1 tRNA gene and 1 rRNA gene are annotated in these 634 nt (G+C 47.5%); both read right to left on the bottom strand.

Annotated features, from left to right (window positions below):
• Positions 1-293: 293 nt before the first annotated feature.
• Positions 294-369, bottom strand: a tRNA-Glu gene (locus AC3WR3_RS20820).
• 199 nt (positions 370-568) lie between these two features.
• A 16S ribosomal RNA gene (locus tag AC3WR3_RS20815) occupies positions 569-634 on the bottom strand; the annotation flags it as partial.

Raw genomic sequence — 634 nt, 5'->3', positions numbered from 1 at the left:
TCCTTCATCGCCTCTGACTGCCAAGGCATCCACCATGTACGCTTAGTCACTTAACCATACAACCCCAAGAAGTGTCGGTGAAACCGGCACAGCCTGTTGTCGTACAACAAGGACCAAATAAAATTTGGTTTTCGCCAAGAAGTTTCCAAAGCACTTGTAACAAATGTTTGAGAACTACTTTTTAAATCAGCTTTCCAGATTGTTAAAGAGCATGTTTGCAACAGCACAAGGCTGAAGAAAACAGACATAAACATGATTGCTTATGTCTGCATTCTTGTTAGCAAGAAGAGAAGTGGCGTCCCCTAGGGGATTCGAACCCCTGTTACCGCCGTGAAAGGGCGGTGTCCTAGGCCTCTAGACGAAGGGGACCCGGATTTGTCTTTGCGCTTGCGCGCAGGTGATTGGGTAACAGCTCACGCCATTATTCACATCCCAACACCCAACGAACGGGCTTCTCTCATCTGACCGAAGCCAGATAAGCACTGACGCTTGCGCATCAGGTCTTTGCTCTAACTACTTTGAATCAAGGCAATCTGTGTGAACACTCAACAACTTCGACATCTTAAGGTAAGGAGGTGATCCAACCCCAGGTTCCCCTAGGGTTACCTTGTTACGACTTCACCCCAGTCATGAA

It is taken from the genome of Aeromonas sp. EU05-FHT14A05 (genome assembly GCF_058791175.1).
The sequence above is the reverse complement of the archived record's forward strand: the minus strand, read 5'-3'. Positions and strand labels throughout refer to the sequence as shown.